We start from the raw sequence: 20,883 nt of genomic DNA, 5'->3' as shown, positions 1-20,883 counted from the left end.
GCCCGGGGTCACCCCCGGGCCAGGGCCTCGACGCGGGCGTGCAGGGCGTCGACGTAGGTCTCCTGCTCCGGCTTCATCAGCACGCTGCGCAGGATCCGGCCGCCGTCCACGTCGGCGGTCACGTGGGGTGCGCGCCGGGCCAGGTCGGCCGCGCCGACGCGGAGCACGCTCAGGAAGACCGGGTCGGCGGGGGCGTCCATGCCCTCGCGCATGACCCGCCGGGAGGCCGCGTCCACCGCGCTCAGCGTGTCCGCGGCAGGGAAGTAGCTCACGATGTCGAGCTCGGGCCGCTGGTAGAGGTCGAGCACCTCGGAGGACTCGATCATGTCCGCCCAGCGGACCGCGGCCCGGCGCCCCGCGGCGAGGACCCGGCCGAGCCCCTGCGGGGTGGGCGGCAGCAGCTCGAAGGTCAGCCAGAGCGCCGCCGCGGCCGCGCCCGCCCGCGAGCACTCCAGGCTGATCTCGCCCAGGTGCAGCTCGTCGGAGGTGAAGTAGGTGTAGGGCGAGTCGTGCACGTAGAACCGGCCCACCGAGGGGTCGCGGAAGAGCACCGCGCCGCACCCGTAGGGCTGGAGCCCGTGCTTGTGCGGGTCGACCACGACCGAGTCGGCCTCGGCGATCCCCCGCCAGGGCAGCGGGTCGATCGGCTCGGGGCTGTCCTCGGCGGCCAGCAGCGCGAAGAACCCGCCGTAGGCGGCGTCCACGTGGACCCGCGCGCCGTACCGGCGGGCCAGCGCGACGATCTCGTGGACCTGGTCGACGGCGCCGAGCCCGGTGGTGCCCGTCGTGGCCACGACCGTGCCGATCTCGCCGGTGCGGAGCAGGTCCTCCAGGGCGTCCAGGTCCATCCGGCCGATGCCGTCCACCGGGACCCGGCGCCCCTCCACGCCGAGCACCCCGCACATGCGCGCGTGCGTGTAGTGGCTCTCCGCGCTGTAGGCGACGGCCCTGCCGGGGTGGCTCTCCCGGGCGACGAACAGCGCCTCCAGGTTGGCGATGGTGCCGCTGCTGGTCAGGTGGCCGAGGTGCTCGCGGTAGCCGAACACGGCGGCCAGCCGGGCGACGACCTCCTTCTCCATGGCGGCGGTGGCCGGGCCGCCGTCCAGGGCGTGGTTGTTCGGGTTGATCTGCATTGCCGCGACGTAGCCGACGATCGCGGCCGGGTGCGGGGGCTTGAGCATCTGCCCGGCGTAGCGGGGATGGAAGAAGGGGTAGTTGTCGCGCAGCCGCCCGACCAGGCGGTCGAGCGCCTCGCCCATCCGGTCGTCGTCGACGCGCAGGGAGGGATGGACCTCGTACGGGCCGGACTCCTTCTTCCAGCGCTCGATCGAGGAGACCGCCTCGCCCACCCAGTGCCGCAGGTCCATGCCACCTTCCACGGATCGTCCGAGTCCGAACTGCACGCCGGGCAGCGCCACCCGCGTCTCCCCGGGGACCCGGCCTTCCCGTTCGGGTCCGGCCGGACTCCGGTCTCAGGCTAGACCCGGGCCGCGAGGGTCCGGTCCCCGGCCCCGGCCCCGCCCCGGGCCATGCCGGGCCCGGGGGCACGCCGGTGGCCGCTCAGCCGGTCCTGCCCGGCCCCTGACCGGTCATCCCGTCCCCGAGCCTGTCCAGGAGCCGCGCGCGCACGTACGACGGCAGGACGCAGCCGTGGGCGACGAGCGTGACGAGCGCGGGCAGGTCGAGGAGCACGTGCCAGTCCTGCACGTCCCCGCAGTAGGACACGTCGAGGTGGCGCAGCTCCTTCAGGGACTGCAGCGGGGCCAGCGACCGCACGGGGGTGTTCCTGATCGACAGGTGTTCCAGGGCCCCGAGGCCCTCGATGCCGTCCAGGCGGGTCAGCGGCGTGTGCTCCAGGTCCAGCCGCGCCAGCGCGGTGAGGGACGACACCTCCCCGGGGATCCGGTGCAGGCGCCTGCGTGACAGGTCCAGCTCCGTCACCCCGGCGGGCGCTTCCAGCGCGGCCACCAGCGGCGCCGGCGAGGGGAAGGTCACCGGCCGGGGCTGGGCGAGCACCGGCGACCGCCCCGCGGCGATCTCCTCGAGGATGCGCCACCTGTCGATCGGCGCGTTCTCGTCGCCGAGGCGGACGTATCCGGCGGGCAGCCACGGTGCGAGCCGTTCGGCCACGACGGCGTCGCGGCCGTCGGCGCCGACGACCCCGGCCCACAGTTCACCCCGGTGCGCGTACGCGTGCTCGCCCGGGACGAACAGATCGGTCACGATGTCCCCGCCCGCCACGAGGGACCCGTCGTTGCCGGAGCAGAAGACGGCCTGCGCGCTGAGGGTGCCGAGCACCAGGTGGTCGGCCGCGCTGTGGACCGACCGCGCCCGCAGGCTCCCGGCCACCGCGAGGTAGCCGTCGAAGACGTCGCCGTCGTCCAGGAGCCCCTCCACGGTCAGCGAGCCGATCACGATCAGCGGTGCTCGCAGTTCCAGCCATCCCGGCACGCGCGTGTCGCCGTACCAGATCGTGGCCCGGCGCACCGCCCAGCCGACGTCGGTGCGTTCCGCGCCCGCGGGGAAGGACGGGGCCGCCCCGTCGGCGAACGACGCCAGCGCGGCCTGGGCGAACAGCAGGCCGTAGCCGGGCGGCGCGACGTGGCGCGGCCACTCCCGCACGCGCGCCGGGTCCAGGAGCCAGGACCTGATCCGGGGCAGCTCCTCCTCGATGTCGCCGAAGTAGTCCAGCGCCACCGCGCCCTCCCCGGCGCGGGCTCGAAGCGCCGCCAGCGCGTCCTCCAGACGCTCCGCGGCGGCGGCGAAATGCTCATCGGTCAGATCCATGTCGATACCGTACTCATCACACCAAATCGGTGGGCCGTTCCGGTGATGCGCCGCCCGGTGGGCGTGTCGCACCCCGGCACGGGCGGCCAAAGTGGATCTTCACCCCGACCTCGGGTACCGTGCCCGAGGCCGTGGAACGTTTCCGTCCGGCCGGAACATGTGAACGAACGCGATGTCGGAAGGATGATGCACACATGAAGGCCGGAGATCGCCGGACCCTGCGGTTACTCGTCACCGGGGGCGGGACCGGCGGCCACACCTATCCCGCGCTGACCACCGTCATGGCCCTGCGGGACTACGCGATCGGCCGGGGGTTCGACTTCGACGTGCTCTGGGTGGGCACGGAGAGCGGCCTGGAGGCCCGTGTCGCGGTGGAGAACGGCATCCCGTTCCGGGCGATCAAGGCAGGGAAGCTGCGGCGCTCACCCAGCCCGCGCGAGCTGGCCGCCAACGTCGCCGACATGTTCCGCATCCCGGTCGGGGTGCTGCAGGCGTTCGGCGTCGCGGCCCGCTACCGCCCCGACGTGGTGCTGTCCACCGGCGGGTACGTGTGCGTGCCGCTGGGCGTCGCCTCCCGGCTGCTGGGCCGCCCGCTGGTGATGCACGAGCAGATCACCGCGCTCGGCCTGGCCAACCGCATCCTGTCGCGCTTCGCCCGCAGGATCGCGCTGACCCACCCGTCCTCGATCGAGCACCTGCCCGCCGGGGCGCGGGAGCGGGCCGTGGTCACCGGCAACCCGATCCGCCCCCACCTGCTGCGCGGCAACGTCGACGCGGCGCGACGGCACTTCGGACTCTCCGCCGACCTGCCCCTTGTCTACGTGACCGGCGGCGCACAGGGGAGCCGGCAGATCAACACCATGGTCGAGGCGATCCTGCCCACGCTGCTCACCCGCGCGCAGGTGGTCCACCAGTGCGGTCCCGCCTGGATCGACCGGTTCACCCAGGCCGCCGCCGCGCTCCCCGCCGAACTGCGCGACCGCTACCGCCCGGTGGCGTACGTCGGCGCGGAACTGCCCGACGTGTTCGCCGCCGCCGACGTCGTGGTCTCCCGGAGCGGCGCGGGCACCGTCGCCGAGCTGACCGCCGTGGGCAAGCCGTCCGTGCTCATCCCACTGGTGCCCTCCGCCGCCGACGAGCAGCGCCAGAACGCCCGCTACCTGGCCGAGGCGGGCGCCGCGCGGGCGCTCCTGGAGGACCGGCCCACCGCCGACCGGCTCCTGGCCGAGCTGGACGCCCTGCTCCGGGACCCGGCGGCCCGCGCCGCGATGGCCGGAGCCGCCCAGTCCCTCGGCCGCGTCGACGCCGCCGACGCCCTCGCCCGGGTGCTCCTCGCGGAGGCCGAGGCCGTCAAGGCCGGCTGATCCGGGCCGCGCCCCGTGGCTCTGCCGGTTGTGGCGCGGCCGCCCGCGCTCGCCGCCGAGCCGTCCGGGGTGGTCACCCGCGGAGACGGCCCCGGAGCCGGACCATCCTCCCGGATCGGTCGTCGTACACGTCACCGCGAGAACACGCCACGAGGAGGAAACGTGACCGTCGATCGGAGACTCGACCGGGACGGCTGCCACAACGTGCGGGGTCTCGGCGGCCTCCGTACCGCGGGCGGGCGGGTGACCCGCCGGGGCGCCGTCGTCCGCTCGGGCAGCCCGGACGGTCTCCGCACGGCGGGTCAGGCGGGGGACTCCGCGGGAAGCAGGTAACGCCAGCCGACGATGAGGTTTCCCCTGGTCGGATGGGCCAGCAGGGACGACGTGCGGTTCGGGTTCCCGCCGAAGCCGGGCAGGTGCGCGGCGGCTGCGCGGGCCTCCTCGCCGGACAGGTCGTCCGTCTGCGTCCCGCCGGAGCCCGGGGCAGGGTCAAGCCGCGGGGCGCCCTCGGGCCAGTCACCGATCCGGTCCGGGACGTCCTCGGCTGCGGAGTCCGGCAACGCCACGGTCATCACGCGTACGCGGTCCGAGGTGTAGGGGGTGCCGGTCGCGATGCCGGTCAGCCGCGCGTAGGCGTCGTGCAGGCCCTTGGGGTACTTCTCCGGCACCGTGCGGGCGCCGTGGCCGTAACCGTAGACGGAGAGGCGGCGCATGCCCTCGCCGGCCACGTGGACGCCGATGTGCAGGGTCGACAGGTCGCTCGTCGTGGCCACCTCGGGCGGGTTCTCCACCTTGCCGGGCAGCTCCCCGGCGAGGCGTCCGACGAGCTCGCTGGTCTCGGCGGGGGACAGCCGGGTGGATTGCCTGGCCTCCCGGACGACCAGGCCGTCGCTGTAGACGACCAGGTCCGGCGGGCGTAGCGCCTCAAGCTCGTCCCTCTCCCAGTGCCCGGGAACGGTGCGTAACTCCGCGACGACCTGTACGCCTTCGACGCCGTCCAGCGGGGAGGCGGACTGGCGGTCGCATCCGGCGCAGAACGGTAGGAGCAAGCAGAACAGGGCGAAGGCAACCGCTGAGCGTGTCATAGCCGCTTAGATGTCTCCGGAGCCCGTGGAGTTCGCGCCGTTCGCCCCCGGCTGAGGTGTGCTTTCACCGTCGTCTCAGCCGCCGGGAGCTCTCCCTCCGTCAGCCCGCCTCGACGCCGAGGTGTGTGCGGTGGTGCTTCGGGGCGTCGATCTCGTCGAGCAGCGCGATCGCGAAGTCGGCGTAGGAGATACGGCTCGCCGCGCCGGCCGGGGCCGTCCGGTAGCGGCCGGTGCGGGTGCCGCCGTGGTCGAAGTCGCCGGCCGGGCTGAGGACCAGCCAGTCGAGCGGGGTGGACGCGGTGCGCAGCACGTCGGTCCCGGCCGCGTGCCCCAGGTAGAAGGCGCGGTATTCCTGCGGGTAGCCGGGCGTGTCCATCAGGAGCGTGCCGGAGCCGGTCTCCAGCGCGGACGCCAGGCCGAGCGGATCCAGGCGGCCCACCCCGGCCCGCGCCAGCCCGTCGAGCAGCGCGCGGGCGGCGGCGGGGAAGAAGTCGCCGGGCCGCGCGCCCAGGTCGGCGGCGGCGTTGATCGCGGCGTCGTGGCCCACGGCGAGCCGGACCACGACGTCGGCCTCGGTGACGTCACCTGCGACGACGGGCACGCCGTTCGCCGTCCCACCGCCCGCGCTCGCCGCCGAGCCGTCCGGGGTGGTCACCGCAGCGTCGGCCGTCCGGCCCGCCGCGTCGCCCGCGGCGGTCACCGCGCGGTCCGGGGTGGTCACCGTGTCGTCGGCCGTCCGGCCCGCCGCGCCGTCGGGGGTGAGCGCCGCGCCGCCCGCCGCCAGGTCGCCGTACCTGGCCGGGTCGCGCACGACCGCGGTGACCCGGTGGCCGCGCCGGCGGGCTTCCTCGACGGCCGCCCGCCCGGCCCTGCCGCCCGCGCCGAAGACGATGATCCTGCCCATGGGAACACCTCGCATCCGAGTGCCGGTCCTGATCGCCGGTCGCTGTGCGCGAGGCTAGCCGGGCAGGCGGTTACCGCCGGGATACCGGTTACCGTGGAGCGGTGACTGAGCCTCTTGACCCGGAGATGTTCGACCCGCTCTGCCCCTCGGATCTCATGCCGATCCGGGTCGGCGACAAGTGGGCAGGGATGATCATTCGCTGTCTTGGGCACGGCCCGCGGCGGTTCTCGGAGCTGCGGGTCCCCCTGCGGGGGATCACCGCCAAGGTGCTCACCCAGTCGCTGCGGGCGCTCGAACGCGACGGCCTGGTCGCGCGGACCGTGTACGCCGGACCCGCCCAGCGGGTCGAGTACGCGCTGACCCCGCTCGGCCGCAGCCTGCTCGGGCCGCTCGACGTCATGTGCGCCTGGGCGGAGGAGCACTGGGACGAGCTTCTCGACGCCCGCGAGGCCTCCCCGGCGCCCGGCCGCGCCGGTTAGGAGCCCGAGGTGTCCCCCGCGGACGCCGTTCGCCGAGCGCGCCGATTCGCCGGCTTCGGGATCTCGACCGCGGGGTCTTCTCCCGGCGTCCGCCGGGTGAGACGCTGGGGATGTACAGGGCGAACTAGACGCGTTCGTGGTGCGGGCCGGGGCCCCGACCCCGGTTCACCGCGATGTGCGGAGCCGGGAACCCCCGGTCGTCTGTGGCGCCTAGCCGTCTGCGGGGGAGCGGACGATGGTTGGCACGAGGACCCGTTTCACAGCCGAGAAGGCTCCGTGCGGGAGCACTGTGGACGGTGAGTACTACCGGGACGACGACGAGCAGGGCCTGATCATCAGGGACGAGTACTTCGCCTGCGGCTGCCGCAGGGTCCGTCACGAGTACCACGACGGCAGCATCCAGGTGTCGGCCGTCCGGCACGACGGGAAGGCCACCCGGGACGAACTGGACGCGGATCATGGGTCCTGAGGGCGCGCACCCGCGTTCGGCGCGCGGAGCCGGAGACGACATCGCCCGTGAGGTGGCCGTGCGGCATGGCGCTCTCGCATGACGTCCTGATCGTCGGCGGTGGCGGCGCGGGGGTGCGCGCCGCGATCGCCGTCGCGGAGGACGACCCACGGCTGAGCGTGGCGATCGTCTCCAAGGTGTATCCGATGCGCAGCCACACGGTCTCGGCCGAAGGCGGGGCCGCGGGGGTCGCCCGGCCCGACGACAGCCTCGACGAGCACGCCTACGACACCGTCTCCGGCGGAGAGTGGCTGTGCGCCCAGGACGCCGTCGAGGCCTTCGTCAGGGAGGCGCCCGAGGAGCTGCTCCGGCTGGAGCACTGGGGCTGCCCGTGGAGCCGCGAGCCCGACGGGCGGGTGGCCGTGCGACCGTTCGGCGGGATGAAGAAGATGCGAACCTGGTTCGCCGCCGACAAGACGGGCTTCCACCTGCTCCACACGCTGTTCCAGACCTCCCTCCGGTATGAGGGAATCACCCGTTACGACGAGTGGTACGTGACGAAGCTGCTCGTCGACGACGGCCGGGTGGCCGGCGTCGTCGCCATCGAGCTGGTGTCGGGCCGGATCGAGACCATCGCCGCCAAGGCGGTCATCCTGTGCACAGGCGGGTGCGGCCAGGTCTACCCGTTCACGACCAACGCCGCCATCAAGACCGGCGACGGCATGGGCCTGGCGTACCGGGCGGGTGCTCCGCTCAAGGACATGGAGTTCGTCCAGTACCACCCGACCGGCCTGCCGTTCACGGGCATCCTCATCACCGAGGCGGCCCGGGCCGAGGGCGGCTGGCTGATCAACAAGGATGGCTACCGCTACCTGCAGGACTACGACCTCGGCACGCCCTCGCCCAGGCCCGTGCTGCGCAGCATGGAGCTGGGGCCGCGCGACCGGCTCTCGCAGGCGTTCGTCAAGGAGGCCGAGAAGGGCCGGACCGTCGACACGCCGTACGGGCCCGTCGTGCACCTGGACCTGCGTCACCTCGGAGAGGCGGTCATCGACGCCAGGCTTCCCTTCGTACGGGAGCTCTGCCGGAGCTACGAGAACATCGACCCGGTCCGCGAACTGATCCCGGTGCGGCCGGTCGTGCACTACATGATGGGCGGGGTCCACACCGACATCCACGGCGCCACCCCCCTTCAGGGGCTGTTCGCCGCCGGCGAGGCCGCCTGCGTCAGCATCAACGGCGCCAACCGCCTCGGTTCCAACTCGCTGCCCGAACTGCTCGTGTTCGGGGCCCGCGCCGGGCGGGCCGCCGCCTCGTTCGCCTCGGGCGCGCGGGGCACCGGCACCGTCCTGCGGTCGGCCGTACGGGCGCAGGCGGAGGACGAGCGGCGGCGGCTGGAACGCGACCTGCTCGACCGCGGCGACGGGAAGGAACCGATCTCCGCCATCCGCCGGGAGATGCGGGCGACCATGGAGGAGAGCACGGGGATCTACCGTTCGGGGGAGTCGCTGGCCAAGGCCGCCGACAGGCTGGACGCCCTGCGGGAGCGGTTCCGCGCCGCCCGCCTGGAGGACCACAGCCGGACCTTCAACACCGAGCTGGTCGCGGCTCTCGAGCTGTCGTTCATGCTGGACGTGGCCGAATGCATCGTGCACTGCGCGTTGCGGCGGGAGGAGTCGCGTGGGGCGCACCAGCGCGTCGACTTCCCGGCCCGGGACGACCGCAGGTTCCTCGCCAACTCGCTGATCTACCGCGACGCCGACGGGTCACGGCGGGTGGAATACCTGCCGGTGACGATCACCCGGTGGCCCCCCGGGGAGCGGGTGTACGGGAGGTGACGACCATGGTGGACCACATCATCCTGCGGGTGACCCGCTACCGGCCGGAGAGCGAGGCCGAGCCGACGGCGCGGGAGTACGAGATACCGCTGCGCAAGGAATGGTCGGTCCTCGACGGCCTGAACCACATCAAGGACCACCTGGACGGCACACTCTCCTACCGCTGGTCCTGCCGGATGGGCGTCTGCGGGAGCTGCGGCGTGACCGTCGACGGTGAGCCGAAGCTGGCCTGCGCCACCTTCCTGGAGGGTTACGCGCCGGGTCCGGTACGCGTCGAACCGCTGTCCAACTTCCCCGTCGTGCGTGATCTCGTCGTGGACATCGGCGACTTCATGCGCAAGCTGCCGCGGGTCAGGCCCTGGCTCGTCCGCCCGGAGGGGGAACCGCAGGCCGAGGGGGAGTATCTCCAGTTGCCGGCGGAGCGTGCGGAGTACGAGCAGTTCAGCATGTGCATCAACTGCATGCTCTGTTACGCCGCCTGCCCCGTCTACGGGCTCGATCAGGAGTTCATCGGCCCGGCGGCCGCCGCTCTCGCCCAGCGTTACAACCTCGACTCGCGTGACCGGGGAGCCTCGGCGCGGATGGACGTCCTGTCGGCGGCCGAGGGCATCTGGGCCTGCACTTTCGTGGGCGAGTGCAGCGCGGTCTGCCCGAAGGGCGTCGATCCGGCGGGTGCCATCCAGCGTTACAAGCTCACGGCGGCCATGGAGGCGCTCAAGAGCCTCCTGCTGCCGCGGGGGGCGCGATGAGGGAGAAGGCCGATCACACGGAGCTCCGTCCCGGGCCGTACCGGCCTCGTGTATCGATCTTCTGGTGGGTACGGCGCCGCTCGTACCTGCTGTTCGTGCTCCGCGAGCTGAGCGGAGTCTTCGTCGCGTGGTCCGTGGTGTTCCTGCTGCTGGTGGTGGGCGCGGTCGTCCGGGGGCCGGAGACCTACCGGCGGTTCCTGGACGTGAGCGCCACAGCGGGGGTGCTTCTGGTGAACGCGATCGCGCTGTGCTTCATCCTGCTCCACGCCGTCACCTGGCTGTTCATGCTCTCGCCGCGTGCGGTGGCCGTACGGTTGCGCGGCAGGCGCCTGCCGCCGGCCGCGATCGGCGCGGGCAACCTCGTGGCGTGGATGCTCGCCTCGGCGCTCGTGGTCTTTCTGGTCCTGGGGTGAACGATGGCCAGGCGTCCGACGTTGGAACCGTTCCTGTGGCTGTTGTTCAGCGCCGGCGGCGTGCTGTCGGCGCTGCTGATCCCGGCCCTGCTGTTCCTCTTCGGGGTCGCGTTCCCGCTGGGCTGGGTGCCGCCGCCCGACCACGCGCACCTGTCCGCGCTGCTGGGCCACCCGATCGCGCGTGTCGTCCTCCTCGGCCTCTGCGTACTGGCGCTCTTCCACTGGGCTCACCGCTTCCGCTACACCCTGAGTCACGGGCTGCGGCTCAAGCACTTCGAAAGGGTGATCAGCCTGTTCTGCTACGGCGGGGCGCTGGCCGGGTCGGCGGTGGCCGGCTATCTCCTGCTCTCGGCCTGGTGAGATCCGCACCTCAGTAGGCGACGCCGACGACCTGCCGTACCGTCGCCGGGTCGTCCAGCAGGGTGAGGATGGCGTGGGCCAGGTCGGAGCGGGCGATCGTGCGGCCGGCGGGGACGTTGGCGCCGACGACCCGCCGGTAGGTCCCCGTGAGGGGCCTGTCCAGCAGGCGAGGCGGTCGCACGATCGTCCACTCGGTGTCGCTGCCGCCGACGGCTTGCTCCATCGCCCCGAGGTCCGCGTAGACGTCGCGCAGCGACCTCCGCACCAGCGGGAGGATGATCCTGCGGTCGAGGAAGGGATCGCCCTCCGGTGACGGGCCGACGGGGGCCGCGCTCACCGCGACGAAGCGGCGGACCCCGCACAGGGCCATCGCGGACAGGATCGCGCGCGTGGCCGGCGCGACGACGCCGGCGCGTGCCTGCTTCCTGCTCCGCGGGCCGATGCCCGAGACGACGGCGTCCCGCCCCTCCATGGCGGGGCGCAGCGCCTTGGGATCGGTCACGTCGGCGGTCACCACGCGCAGGCCGGTGAGGCCTTCCGGCAGCCGCGCGGGATCGCGGACGACCGCCGTGACCTCGTGCCCCGCCGCCAACGCCTGCCGGACGATCTCCTGCCCGGTGCCCCCTGTCGCCCCGCAGACCGTGAGCTTCATGGTGCTCCCCGCAAAGTTGGTGAGTACTCACTAACCACTAGAGTGGGTGAACACTCACCAACCGTCAACTCGTCGGGAGCGCCCGGTATGAAGCCGACGCGGGTCCGGATCCTGGACGCCGCCCACCAGTTGATGCGGACCGTCGGCCTGGCCCGCACCACCACCAAGGAGATCGCCCGCACCGCGGGCTGCTCGGAGGCCGCGCTCTACAAGCACTTCGCGAGCAAGGAGGAACTGTTCGTGCACGTGCTGCAGGAGCGGCTGCCCCGGCTCGGCGTGCTCCTCGCCGATTCGGTGGCCGAGCCGGACGGGCGCGGCGTCGCGGAGACCCTGGCCGAGATCGCCCGGGAGGCCGTCGCCTTCTACGAGTCGAGCTTCCCGATCGCCGCCTCCCTGTTCTCCGACCCCGCGCTGCTGCGCCGCCACGGCGAGGAGATGACCAGGCTGAACGCGGGCCCGCACGTGCCGCTCGACGCGCTGACCGCCTACCTGGCCGGCCGGCGCGCCGCAGGCCGCATCCGCGCGGACGCCGACCCGGCCGCGGCGGCGGCGCTGTTCCTGGGGGCCTGTTTCCAGCGCGCGTTCCTGCACGCCTTCGCCGGGGACCGCCCGCCGGCGGGCTCGGCCGCCCAGCCGCTCGACGAGTTCGCGGCGGCCCTGGCCCGCACCCTCCTGGACGGCGTCGGGTGACGGTCGCCGGCCCCGGCGCTCGGAGCCCATCGGGGCCCGGACGCGCGGGCGCCCGCGCCTCCCGGGAACTCCGGGCTCCCGGCGGCCGGTCACCGCCCTCCTCAGTATCGGATGACGTTCGCGATCACCGCGAACAGGATCAGCCCTCCGACGCCGACCACGATCATGCCCCGGACCGCCGCCCACGCCGCCGACCTGGCACCCGGGATCTTCTCGGCCGCCTCCGCCGCCGCCTTCACCGCCTTGCCCCAGCCCGCCCAGGTGTCCGCCGCCCGCTGGAAACGCCGGCCGACGGCGAACAGAGCCGTCCCGATCACCACGAGAAGCAGGATCCGGCCGTCCGAGCTGTTCACGGGCACACTCCTGGTCTGGGGGGCAGAGGGCCGTCACCTAGAGTATGCGAGTGACTACGATTCCGGCCAGTGCCGGTTTCCGCCGTCCGCTCTCCCCGTCAGCCCCCGGCGGGATCGAGGGAGGCGATCACGTCCTCGGGGACCCGGCCCAGCCGCTCGCGCTGGGGGAAGTCGCCCACCGGCACGCGCGCGACCTCACGCGCCGTCCCGTAGTCGACGACCGAGATCTCGTTCCTCTCGCTGAGCGACACGAAGCAGCGCCGCCCGTCGGCGCTCGTGGTCGTCCAGTAGGGCAGGCTGCCCGTGTCGTAGTGCACGTAGCCCCGCGCGGTCAGCCCGGGACGGTCGACGATCGCCACGTAGTCGTCGATGGTGCCGGCCACGCAGAGCCCGCCGCCGTCTCCCGACATCGCCATCCCGTGGTGGGCGGAGTTCTGCGGGTAGTCGTCGACGGGCAGCCTCCGGCCCGCCTCGCTGAACGGCAGCTCGACCCTCCGGGTGACCTTCCCGGTGGTCAGATCGACCTCGGCGAGGCCGTTGAGGTAGGAGAACTGCGTGTACATCGTCCGGTTGTCGGGCGTGAACACCGCCGGCCGGATGCCGTACTCGAAGGTGTACTTCTTGAGCACCTTCAGTGTGGCCCCGTCCACGATCGTGAGCTGCCGCGCGCCCTTGAGCGCGTTCAGCGCCCTGGGCAGCGACGTGATGCCGATGCTGGAGTTGTACAGGAACCGGCCGTCGGGGGAGTAGTCGTTGGCGTGCGGATAGGTGCCGGTCGGGATGTTCGTCACGAGCCGGCCGGTGGCGGTGTCGAGCACCTGCGCCGCCGAGGCGGTCGTCGCGGAGACGATGAAGCGCGTGCCGTCGGGGGAGAGCGCGGCGTGGTCGGCCTTGAAGCCCTCGATCTTGTAGCGCCACAGCATCCGCCCGCTCGCGACGTCGAAGGCCACCGCGTCGGACAGGTTGCCGCGCGAGACGTACAGCGTGCGGCCGTCGGGGGAGAGCGCCATGTCGTCCACGAGCTTGCGGTACCCCTGGATGCGGTTGACCGTCTCGTATCCCGCCCGCTCGACCGGGTTCATCGCCCGCAGGCGCTCCGCCAGGTCCGGTACGGCGTTCAGCGAGCCGAGGTTCCGGTAGGTGGCGGCGTCGAGGAAGCTGACCGTGCCGCCCTTGGCGTTGCCCACCAGGAGCACCTCGCGTGCGGATGTCCTCCGGTCGGCCGCGGACGCCTGCGGGGCGGCCGCGGGACCGACGAGGGCCGCCGCCAGCGCGGCCACGGAGAGCAGGATGACGGATTTCACGGGTGATGCGCGCACGGCGTCGCCGTCCTCTCGGTCGATGTGTGCTTCCGCGAGCGTCGCGCCACGAGACCGGCCGTCGACGCGGTGCGCGGGCCGGTGAAACCCGCCGGGCGGCCGGAGTCCGTTCGGTGGAGGACGTTACACGCGCGCACGCGCGGGTGCTTGTAGCGCGGATCAGCCATTCCGCCGCCGGCATTGTCCACCGCTGACAGCCCGGTACGGCGGCGGACTGACGTTCCCGGGGGTCTCCCCGGCGGCGGGTGCCGTGCCGTTCCCGCCTCCACCGGCGCCGTGTTCCACGCCGCGTGGATGGACGCCGTGCTGCGGGGTAGGTCGCCGATCAACGTTTCTGACCGACGTCTTCGACGGGGAGATGACGACTGGATGAGCGAATACGAACGTTCCCGCAGGATCGCCGCGCCGCCGCGGGTGGTGTTCGACCGGGCGGGAGACGTGAACGACCTCGACCACTGGCTCCCGCGGGACCTGCACGTCCGGCCGGAGGAACTGCCCGCGGTCACGGTGCACGAGGACAGCACCGGCCAGGACGCCCGCGCCCTGTTGCGGGCCGCGCCCGACCAGCTCCGGATGGAGTGGGGCACCCGCGACAGCGACCGGTACGCCGGGTGGCTGCAGGTGGCGGGCATCGGCGACGACGAGAGCGAGGTGACGATCCACCTGTCCTTCTTCGACGACGACGTCCCACCGGCCGACGCCGTCAACCGGGCCCTCGACGAGAGCCTGGAGCGGCTGGCCGGGCAGGTGGGCCGGCGCGGCGAAGGCGGCTGAACACCCCGGGCGCGGCTTCCCGGCTCGGGCGAGGGACGAAGGTCCCGAGGGGGAGGGGACCTCGGGGCCGTGGAGTTCGAGCCGTACGGCACTGATCGCGGACTGTAAAGAACGGTCTACTTGAGTTGTACCGAAAAGAGATGAAAAGACGCGACAGAGCCGAAGGAGAGTCGTCATGGCGATCATCGAAGGGCGTCACGCGAACGGCCGCACGAACGAGATCCCGCAGGGCGTGGGCGGCGAGATCCGCCGGGCGACGCCCATCGGCCCGGTCGCGGAGACCGGGCGCCAGGAGGGCGGGGTCCGCGCCGCCGCCCGGGTCTGGGCGGTCACCCGCATCGCTCTGGGCTGGGTCTTCCTCTGGGCCTTCCTCGACAAGACCTTCGGCTGGGGCTTCGCCACCCCCGCCGAGCGCGCCTGGGTCAACGGCGGCAGCCCGACCACCGGGTTCCTCAAGGGCACGGGGGAGAACGCCCTCGGCGGGTTCTTCAGCGGCCTGGCCGGGCAGCCCTGGGTCGACTGGCTGTTCATGCTCGGTCTGCTCGGCGTCGGCGGGGCGCTCGTGCTCGGCGCGGGCATGCGGATCGCCGCCGCCGCGGGCGGGCTGATGCTGGTCCTCATGTGGGCGGCCGAACTCCCGCTGGCCACCAACCCCTTCATGGACGAGCACATCATCTACGCCGTCGTCCTGGTCGGCCTCGTGCTGGTGAAGGCCGGCGACACCTTCGGGATCGGCGGCTGGTGGGGCAGGACCGCCCTGGTCCGGCGCTTCCCCGTCCTCAAGTAAGTGACCGCCCGCCGCCCGGCGGCCCCACCGGATGCTCGGAGCCCGCCCCCCTGGAGAGGGGAGCGGGCTCCGCCCTGTTTCCAGGGTTCGGCACTGGCGAGTGAGAGAAGAAGGACGAAGGGCGGCCGGAAGACCACTCCCTGTTGTGACCTCCCGGCCCTTACACCTGGTACTTCGAGCTCAGGAGGGGGCGCGGTTGCGTTTTTCCGCCGCCTGGTGCGACGGCGCGGCCGTGCCGCGGACACGCCGTCGGGCCGTGCCGCGGACACGTCGTCGTACGGCCGTGCCGCGGACACACCACCGTACGGCCGGGCCGTGGCCGCCCGGTCGCGGTTCCCCGGGGGACGCTCCCCGCGGAGGGACGGACCGGGCCCGGAGGGCGGACGGGCGGACCGGCCGGGGTCAGGTCAGGTATTCGCGCAGGGCCCGCGAGCGTGAGGGGTGGCGCAGCTTGGTCATCGTCTTCGACTCGATCTGCCGGATGCGCTCGCGCGTCACCCCGTACGCGCGGCCGATCTCCTCGAGGGTCCTGGGTCGCCCGTCGGTGAGCCCGAACCGCATCGACACCACCCCGGCCTCACGCTCGGACAGCCCGTCGAGAACCGTGTGCAGTTCCTCCTGGAGCAGGGCCGAGGTCACCGCGTCATCGGGGGTGATCGCCTCGGAGTCCTCGATGAGGTCGCCGAACTCGCTGTCGCCCTCGGTGCCGAGCGGGCTGTGCAGGGAGATCGGCTCGCGCCCGTACCCCTGGACCTCGATCACCCGCTCCGGGGTCATCTCCAGCTCGACCGCGAGCTCCTCCGGGGTGGGCTCGCGGCCCAGGTCGCTGGTCATCTGCCGGTGCACCCGGGCCAGCTTGTTGATCACTTCGACCATGTGGACCGGGATGCGGATGGTCCGCGCCTGGTCGGCCAGCGCCCGGGTGATCGCCTGCTTGATCCACCAGGTGGCGTACGTGGAGAACTTGAAACCCTTGGTGTAGTCGAACTTCTCCACCGCGCGGATGAGCCCGAGGTTGCCCTCCTGGATCAGGTCCAGGAAGAGCATGCCGCGCCCGGTGTGGCGCTTGGCCAGCGAGACCACCAGGCGCAGGTTGGCCTCCAGCAGGTGGTCCTTGGCCTGGCGGCCGTCCTCGGCGATCCACTCCAGCTCCGCGCGCACGTCGGACGGGAGCCGCTCGCCCTCGCCGGCGAGTCGCTCGGCGGCGAACAGGCCGGCCTCGATGCGTGTGGCGAGCTCGACTTCCTGCTCGGCGTTGAGGAGGGGGATCCTGCCGATCTGCTTGAGATAGTCCTTGACCGGGTCGATGCTCGCGCCGGTGCCCGTCTCCAGGGCGACGGGGGCGTCATCGTCGTCGGTGAGGAGCAGTTCGCCCTCTTCGGCGGCGGCTTCCACGGCGGCGGCTTCCATGGCGTTCACCCTTCCCAGGCCTGATCCGTGACAACAACCTGTGCAGTTCAACGTACGTCGCGCGACGGTGTGCTGTGGCGCCCGGCTCGCCGTCGCGCCCTCGCGGGGGGCTGCGTGCGCCCGCGGGGGCGCGACGGGAGGGGATGCGCCGGCCGCGGGGCCGGTCAGGGGGCCGCCGGGCCGCGGGGCGGGTCAGGCCGGGAAGTCGTTCGGGTCCACGCCGCTCGTGCGGGCGTTGCCGCCCTTGACGGGGTTGAGGGTGAGGGACCAGATGGTCGAGGTCGTGGCGGTCGTGGTGAACCTCAGCCGGTCGTCGAACCGCTGGTAGGAGGCGTTGCTGGTGAACCTGCCCTTGGAGACGCTGAACCGGTGGCCGGTGGTGAAGTAGATGCGGTAGGTGCCGTCCCGGACGTCGTTGATGGCGGTCTTCGACCGGGCCCGCACGTAGATGCTGATCGCCTTGGCCCTGCCGCGGACCAGGGTGACGACGGCGTCCTTCGCGGTGCCGTTCTTGATCTTCAAAGTGCCTTGCCCGCCGCTGATGCGGGCATAGAGGATCTTGCCGTTGCCGGGACGCGCGGCTGTCTCGGCCGAGGAGACCGCGACGGTGTCCTGGGTCGCGGCGGCGGCCGGGACCGCGGCGGCGCCGGTCAGGAGAGCGGACGTGAGGATCGCTCCCGCGAGGGGACGTAAAGAGATCATTTCGCAAATATGTACTAATTATCGAGGGCCGGTCAACCGGTTTGCGCCCCGCGGTAAGAGTGTCCGGCGCCCTTCCTCCCCTCTTCGCCCCCGGGTTCCCCGCTCGCCGTTCGCGAGGGGTTGTGACGTACGGGGTCGGCGTGGTCCGGCGGCGTCATCCGCGAAAAGCCGGTTTCGCAACCTTCGTTAACTAAAGACCGAATTAGCCTGGTTCCGTAAATGGAACGATGTCGGTTACAGTGCCGGTGTCGGCCGGTGCCGGGCCCACCGCTCGGGCACCGCCGCATCCTGAACCGTCCCCTGGGGGAGGCACCCGTGTCCCTTGACTCATTCGACCGCTACCCGCTGCTGTTCGGCCCGTCCCCGGTGCACCGCCTCGACCGGCTGAGCGCGCACCTGGGCGGTCCGCAGGTGTGGGCCAAGCGGGAAGACTGCAACTCCGGCATCGCCTACGGCGGCAACAAGACCCGGAAGCTCGAATATCTCGTCGCCGACGCGCTGGCGCAGGGTTGCGACACGCTGGTGTCCATCGGCGGCGTCCAGTCCAACCACACCCGCCAGGTCGCCGCGGTCGCCGCCAGGGTGGGCCTGAAGTGCGTGCTCATCCAGGAGAGCTGGGTCGACTGGCCGGACGCGGTCTACGACAAGGTCGGCAACATCCTGCTCAGCCGCCTGGCCGGCGCCGACGTCCGCCTGGTGCGGGCCGAGTTCGGCATCGGCTTCAAGGAGAGCTGGGACCAGGCCGTCCAGGAGATCGAGGAGCGCGGTGGCAAGCCGTACGCGATCCCGGCCGGCGCCTCCGACCACCGGCTGGGCGGGCTCGGGTTCGCCGGCTGGGCGCGCGAGGTTCAGGAACAGGAACGCGAACTCGGCGTCTTCTTCGACACGGTCATCGTCTGCTCGGTCACCGGCAGCACCCAGGCGGGCATGGTCGCCGGGTTCGCCGCGCTGGAGCAGGACGGAGCCCGGCCCCGCCGGGTGATCGGGATCGACGCCTCGGCCAAGCCCGCCGAGACGCGGGCGCAGGTGGGCAGGATCGCCCGCGGCACCGCCGAGCTGATCGGCGTGCGGCGGGAGATCTCCGACGAGGAGATCGTGCTCGACGAGCGCTACCACGCCGGCGTCTACGGCATTCCCGACGAGACCACCCTGGAGGCGATGCGCCTGGCCGCCCGGACCGAAGGCATGATCACCGACCCCGTCTACGAGGGCAAGTCGATGGCGGGCCTGATCGACATGGTCTCCCGCGGGGAGATCGCCGCCGGTTCGAACGTTCTCTACGCGCACCTGGGCGGGCAGCCGGCGCTCAACGGATACAGCGCCCTGTTCTCCTGACGGTCATCCCGGACCGCCCGCAGCGCCGGCCCCGGTGCGCGGCGTGCCGTACGGTCGTGCGAAGCTCATCCCGAGGAGGGCGTCGCATGAGAGTTGTCATCGCAGGCGGGCACGGAAAGATCGCCCTGCGCCTGGAGCGGCTGCTCGCCGGGCGCGGCGACGAGGCGGTCGGCCTGGTCCGCAGACCCGAGCACGAACCCGACCTGCGGGCGGCGGGCGCCACGGCGGTCCTGTGCGATCTGGAAAGGGCCGGGGCCGACGAGGTCGCCGCCCACCTGGCGGGCGCCGACGCCGTGGTCTTCGCCGCCGGGGCGGGACCGGGCAGCGGCGCCGCCCGGAAGGACACCGTGGACCGGGGGGCGTCGGTGCTGCTGGCCGAGGCCGCCGAGCGCGCCGGAGTGCGCCGCTTCGTCCAGGTGTCGTCGATGGGCGCGGGCAAGCCGCCCGCGCCGGGCTCGGACGAGGTCTGGGCGGCCTACATCACGGCCAAGACCCGGGCCGAGGACGACCTGCGCGCCCGTGACCTCGACTGGACCATCCTGCGCCCCGGGGCGCTGACCGACGACCCCGGAACCGGCCGGGTGACCCTCGCCGGGCCGCCGCTGCCGTTCGGGAAGGTTCCTCGTGACGACGTCGCCGCGGTGATCGTCGCGCTGCTGGACGCTCCCGGCGCCGGTCGCCTCGTCCTGGAGCTCGTCGAGGGCGACAGCCCCGTCGCCGACGCGGTCCGGGGTCTGCCCACCGCCGGATCCTGACCCCGGTGACGCCGGCCGGGCTGAGCGCTCCCGGCCGGCGACGACCCGTGAGACGGCGACGACCCGTGAGACGGCGTCCGCGGCCCGGCCGGCTGTATGCGGTGACTCAGGCGGTGACCTGTGCGATGACCTCCGCGTCCGTACGGCCGCGCAGCTCCGCCACGCTCACGCCGGGCGCGGTCTCCACCAGCGTCAGGCCTTTCTCCGTGACGTCGAGGACACCGAGGTCGGTGATGATCCGGTGCACGCACGCCCGGCCGGTGAGCGGCAGCGAGCACTCCTCGACGATCTTCGGAGAGCCATCCTTGGCGACGTGGTCCATGATCACGATGACCTTGCGGGCGCCGTGGACCAGGTCCATCGCTCCGCCCATGCCCTTGACCAGCTTGCCGGGGACCATCCAGTTGGCCAGGTCGCCCCGGGCCGAGACCTGCATCGCGCCCAGCACCGCCACGTCGATGTGACCGCCGCGGATCATGCCGAACGACAGCGAGGAGTCGAAGAACGACGCGCCCGGGCGCACGGTCACCGTCTCCTTGCCCGCGTTGATCAGGTCCGGGTCGACCTCGTCCTCCGCCGGGTAGGGGCCGACACCGAGGATGCCGTTCTCCGAGTGCAGGATCACGTCCACGTCCGGGGGGAGGAAGGAGGGGATGCGGGTGGGCAGTCCGATGCCGAGGTTGACGTAGTCGCCGTCGCGCAGCTCGGCCGCCGCTCGCGCGACCATCTCATCACGGGTCCAGGTCATGACGTGGTTCTCTTCTCTATGCCCTTGTCGGCGGCCTGCTCGGGGGTGAGGACCACGACGCGCTGGACGAAGACGCCGGGCAGGTGGACCTCGTCGGGATCCAGCTCGGTCAGCTCCTCCACCTCGGCCACCGTGATCCGCCCGGCCATCGCGGCCAGGGGGTTGAAGTTGCGGGAGGCCTTGTTGAAGACCAGGTTGCCGTACCGGTCTCCCCTCGCCGCCCGGACCAGCGCGAAGTCGGTGGTGATGCCGTGCTCCAGCACGTACTCCCGGCCGTCGAACTCGCGGACCTCCTTGGGCGGTGAGGCGAGCGCGACCGAGCCGTCGGGGGCGTGGCGCAACGGCAGCCCGCCGTCGGCGACCGGCGTGCCGACCCCGGCCGGGGTGTAGAAGGCGGGGATGCCGCTGCCGCCCGCGCGCAGCCGCTCGGCCAGGCTGCCCTGCGGGGTCAGCTCGACCTCCAGTTCGCCGGCGAGGTACTGCCGGGCGAACTCCTTGTTGTCGCCGATGTAGGAGGCGGTCACGCGGGCGATACGCCTGGCGGCCAGCAGGACGCCCAGGCCGCCGCCGTCCACCCCGCAGTTGTTCGACACCACGCTGATGCCGCTCACGCCGGTGTCGTAGAGGGCCCGGATCAGCACGTTCGGGATGCCGCTGAGGCCGAAGCCGCCGACCGCGAACGACGCGCCGTCACGCACGTCGGCCAGCGCCTCCTCGGCCGTGGCGACCACCTTGTCTCTCCGCACGACGCTCCGTTCAGCCGGAAGTGTTCGCTATGCGAACTTTGGTTCACTTTGTGAAACGAGTATGCGGAGTGGAAACACTCCTGTCAAAACGTCCCCGTCGATCGGAGGCGGAGCGAAGAGGACCGGCCGGAACCCCGGAGCGCGGGCCGGCCGTACTGCGTGCCGGCCGCCGGCCCGAGCGCCCG

The 20,883-nt window shown here is 72.5% G+C and carries 23 protein-coding genes and 1 pseudogene; 13 read left to right on the top strand and 11 right to left on the bottom strand.

The genetic code is table 11. From position 1 onward, the window contains the following. Window positions 1-8: 8 nt before the first annotated feature. A complete protein-coding gene (locus ABD841_RS23035; RefSeq protein WP_344975431.1) occupies window positions 9-1,367 on the bottom strand; it encodes a pyridoxal phosphate-dependent decarboxylase family protein in 1,359 nt (452 codons plus the stop codon). A gap of 193 nt (window positions 1,368-1,560) precedes the next feature. Then, window positions 1,561-2,787, bottom strand: coding sequence for a leucine-rich repeat domain-containing protein (locus ABD841_RS23030; RefSeq protein ID WP_344975428.1), 1,227 nt, complete (start codon window positions 2,785-2,787; stop codon window positions 1,561-1,563). 194 nt (window positions 2,788-2,981) lie between these two features. On the opposite strand from ABD841_RS23030, the gene murG reads away from it, so the two are divergent. Then, on the top strand, window positions 2,982-4,151 hold the full coding sequence (gene murG, locus ABD841_RS23025) for an undecaprenyldiphospho-muramoylpentapeptide beta-N-acetylglucosaminyltransferase (protein WP_344975426.1): 1,170 nt from the start codon (window positions 2,982-2,984) through the stop codon (window positions 4,149-4,151). 15 nt (window positions 4,152-4,166) lie between these two features. After that, complete coding sequence (locus ABD841_RS40900) at window positions 4,167-4,484, top strand: tyrosine-protein phosphatase (RefSeq protein ID WP_425582029.1); 318 nt, start codon at window positions 4,167-4,169, stop codon at window positions 4,482-4,484. Here the strand turns inward: ABD841_RS40900 and ABD841_RS23020 are convergent. After that, entirely contained in the window at window positions 4,454-5,236 is a 783-nt protein-coding gene (locus ABD841_RS23020) for a hypothetical protein (RefSeq protein ID WP_344975423.1), read from the bottom strand. The genes ABD841_RS40900 and ABD841_RS23020 overlap by 31 nt on opposite strands. A 100-nt stretch (window positions 5,237-5,336) precedes the next feature. After that, the gene (locus ABD841_RS23015) at window positions 5,337-6,140 is read right to left on the bottom strand and encodes an NAD(P)-dependent oxidoreductase (RefSeq protein WP_344975420.1); all 804 of its coding nucleotides are present in this window, start codon (window positions 6,138-6,140) and stop codon (window positions 5,337-5,339) included. A gap of 101 nt (window positions 6,141-6,241) precedes the next feature. Between ABD841_RS23015 and ABD841_RS23010 the strand changes: the two genes are divergently transcribed. The 6 genes from ABD841_RS23010 (at window position 6,242) to frdD (ending at window position 10,427) form a co-directional block, all read left to right on the top strand. Then, complete coding sequence (locus tag ABD841_RS23010; RefSeq protein WP_344975416.1) at window positions 6,242-6,619, top strand: winged helix-turn-helix transcriptional regulator; 378 nt, start codon at window positions 6,242-6,244, stop codon at window positions 6,617-6,619. A gap of 235 nt (window positions 6,620-6,854) precedes the next feature. Then, a complete protein-coding gene (locus ABD841_RS23005) occupies window positions 6,855-7,088 on the top strand; it encodes a hypothetical protein (RefSeq protein WP_344975413.1) in 234 nt (77 codons plus the stop codon). Window positions 7,089-7,153: 65 nt separating this feature from the next. Continuing rightward, window positions 7,154-8,905 carry a fumarate reductase (quinol) flavoprotein subunit gene (gene frdA, locus ABD841_RS23000; protein WP_344975410.1) on the top strand — a complete coding sequence of 584 codons (1,752 nt, stop codon included), beginning with the start codon at window positions 7,154-7,156 and terminating at the stop codon, window positions 8,903-8,905. Between the two features lie 5 nt (window positions 8,906-8,910). Beyond that, window positions 8,911-9,654 (top strand): succinate dehydrogenase iron-sulfur subunit, encoded by a 744-nt coding sequence (gene sdhB / locus ABD841_RS22995; protein ID WP_344975407.1) that lies wholly within the window; start codon window positions 8,911-8,913, stop codon window positions 9,652-9,654. Next, window positions 9,651-10,067, top strand: coding sequence for a hypothetical protein (locus tag ABD841_RS22990; protein WP_344975404.1), 417 nt, complete (start codon window positions 9,651-9,653; stop codon window positions 10,065-10,067). Before sdhB ends, ABD841_RS22990 begins: the two co-directional genes overlap by 4 nt. A 3-nt stretch (window positions 10,068-10,070) precedes the next feature. Beyond that, on the top strand, window positions 10,071-10,427 hold the full coding sequence (gene frdD, locus ABD841_RS22985) for a fumarate reductase subunit FrdD (protein ID WP_344975401.1): 357 nt from the start codon (window positions 10,071-10,073) through the stop codon (window positions 10,425-10,427). A gap of 10 nt (window positions 10,428-10,437) precedes the next feature. On the opposite strand, the gene ABD841_RS22980 is transcribed toward frdD, so the two are convergent. Continuing rightward, window positions 10,438-11,079, bottom strand: coding sequence for an NAD(P)-dependent oxidoreductase (locus ABD841_RS22980; RefSeq protein ID WP_344975397.1), 642 nt, complete (start codon window positions 11,077-11,079; stop codon window positions 10,438-10,440). Window positions 11,080-11,166: 87 nt separating this feature from the next. Between ABD841_RS22980 and ABD841_RS22975 the strand changes: the two genes are divergently transcribed. Then, the gene (locus ABD841_RS22975; protein WP_344975394.1) at window positions 11,167-11,769 is read left to right on the top strand and encodes a TetR/AcrR family transcriptional regulator; all 603 of its coding nucleotides are present in this window, start codon (window positions 11,167-11,169) and stop codon (window positions 11,767-11,769) included. A gap of 101 nt (window positions 11,770-11,870) precedes the next feature. Here ABD841_RS22975 and ABD841_RS22970 read toward each other — a convergent pair whose 3' ends face one another. Both ABD841_RS22970 and ABD841_RS22965 read right to left on the bottom strand, forming a co-directional pair. After that, window positions 11,871-12,122 carry a hypothetical protein gene (locus tag ABD841_RS22970; protein WP_344975392.1) on the bottom strand — a complete coding sequence of 84 codons (252 nt, stop codon included), beginning with the start codon at window positions 12,120-12,122 and terminating at the stop codon, window positions 11,871-11,873. Window positions 12,123-12,220: 98 nt separating this feature from the next. Further along, the gene (locus tag ABD841_RS22965) at window positions 12,221-13,441 is read right to left on the bottom strand and encodes a YncE family protein (RefSeq protein ID WP_344975389.1); all 1,221 of its coding nucleotides are present in this window, start codon (window positions 13,439-13,441) and stop codon (window positions 12,221-12,223) included. Between the two features lie 369 nt (window positions 13,442-13,810). Here ABD841_RS22965 and ABD841_RS22960 point away from each other — a divergent pair, with 369 nt between their 5' ends. Continuing rightward, entirely contained in the window at window positions 13,811-14,215 is a 405-nt protein-coding gene (locus tag ABD841_RS22960) for an SRPBCC family protein (RefSeq protein ID WP_344975386.1), read from the top strand. Between the two features lie 175 nt (window positions 14,216-14,390). Next, window positions 14,391-15,002: a hypothetical protein gene (locus ABD841_RS22955; protein WP_344975383.1), complete on the top strand. Its 612-nt coding sequence runs from the start codon at window positions 14,391-14,393 to the stop codon at window positions 15,000-15,002. 402 nt (window positions 15,003-15,404) lie between these two features. Here the strand turns inward: ABD841_RS22955 and ABD841_RS22950 are convergent. After that, a pseudogene (locus ABD841_RS22950) lies at window positions 15,405-16,367 on the bottom strand (RNA polymerase sigma factor); the annotation flags it as partial. Between the two features lie 237 nt (window positions 16,368-16,604). After that, window positions 16,605-17,114 (bottom strand): hypothetical protein, encoded by a 510-nt coding sequence (locus tag ABD841_RS22945; RefSeq protein WP_344975380.1) that lies wholly within the window; start codon window positions 17,112-17,114, stop codon window positions 16,605-16,607. A gap of 315 nt (window positions 17,115-17,429) precedes the next feature. On the opposite strand from ABD841_RS22945, the gene ABD841_RS22940 reads away from it, so the two are divergent. Together ABD841_RS22940 and ABD841_RS22935 are read left to right on the top strand one after the other, a co-directional pair. Continuing rightward, a complete protein-coding gene (locus ABD841_RS22940) occupies window positions 17,430-18,449 on the top strand; it encodes a 1-aminocyclopropane-1-carboxylate deaminase (protein ID WP_344975377.1) in 1,020 nt (339 codons plus the stop codon). An 86-nt stretch (window positions 18,450-18,535) separates the two neighbouring features. After that, window positions 18,536-19,204, top strand: coding sequence for an SDR family oxidoreductase (locus ABD841_RS22935; protein WP_344975374.1), 669 nt, complete (start codon window positions 18,536-18,538; stop codon window positions 19,202-19,204). Window positions 19,205-19,310: 106 nt separating this feature from the next. Here ABD841_RS22935 and ABD841_RS22930 read toward each other — a convergent pair whose 3' ends face one another. Both ABD841_RS22930 and ABD841_RS22925 read right to left on the bottom strand, forming a co-directional pair. Next, window positions 19,311-19,952 (bottom strand): CoA transferase subunit B, encoded by a 642-nt coding sequence (locus tag ABD841_RS22930; RefSeq protein WP_344975371.1) that lies wholly within the window; start codon window positions 19,950-19,952, stop codon window positions 19,311-19,313. Next, entirely contained in the window at window positions 19,949-20,698 is a 750-nt protein-coding gene (locus ABD841_RS22925; protein ID WP_344975368.1) for a CoA transferase subunit A, read from the bottom strand. The genes ABD841_RS22930 and ABD841_RS22925 overlap by 4 nt, the downstream gene beginning before the upstream one ends. Between the last annotated feature and the right edge of the window lie 185 nt (window positions 20,699-20,883).

It is taken from the genome of Streptosporangium fragile (assembly GCF_039534445.1).
Lineage (GTDB): Bacteria > Actinomycetota > Actinomycetes > Streptosporangiales > Streptosporangiaceae > Streptosporangium > Streptosporangium fragile.
This window is presented reverse-complemented; position numbering and strand designations above follow the sequence as displayed.